Source organism: Staphylococcus sp. ZWU0021, assembly GCF_000798895.1.
Lineage (GTDB): Bacteria > Bacillota > Bacilli > Staphylococcales > Staphylococcaceae > Staphylococcus > Staphylococcus saprophyticus.
Window position 1 is genome coordinate 1 of record NZ_JTLN01000007.1, and the last position, 440, is coordinate 440.

General features: G+C 30.5%; 1 protein-coding gene and 1 pseudogene. One reads left to right on the forward strand and one right to left on the reverse strand.

Translation table 11 applies throughout. The features are described 5' to 3' along the window. Window positions 1–120, reverse strand: a pseudogene (gene cstR / locus L987_RS03235) (persulfide-sensing transcriptional repressor CstR); the annotation flags it as partial. A gap of 137 nt (window positions 121–257) precedes the next feature. On the opposite strand from cstR, the gene L987_RS03240 reads away from it, so the two are divergent. Next, the coding region (locus L987_RS03240; RefSeq protein ID WP_047502919.1) for a rhodanese-like domain-containing protein at window positions 258–440 on the forward strand (183 nt) is incomplete at its 3' end.

Here is a 440-nt window from a genome sequence, read left to right on the forward strand (position 1 = left end):
TGCACTGATTTGAGTAATGACATCTTTACAATCTTTTTCTTCTTCCATCATTTTAATAACTCCATTGAGTTGACCTTGTATTCTATTAATACGATTAATCATTTTTTTATCATAATGCATAGTTATTCCCTCCACTTTTAATTGAATAAAGTCATAATAATAGATAGAACCAAAAATGTCAAATACCCCGTTGGGTATTTGACATGCTGTAAACAATCAGTTAATATACCCCTATAGGTATTTATTAGGAGGATATTATGAAACAATATAACGAAAACCATATCAACAATTTCAGTAAACAAGAATTAGAAAAATTGGGTGCACAAGGTCAACTGATTGACGTTAGAACACAAGAAGAATATGAGCTTGCACACATAAATGGTGCGACATTACATCCTGTAGATAAGATTGAATCGTTCAATAAAGATAAAAACACAACC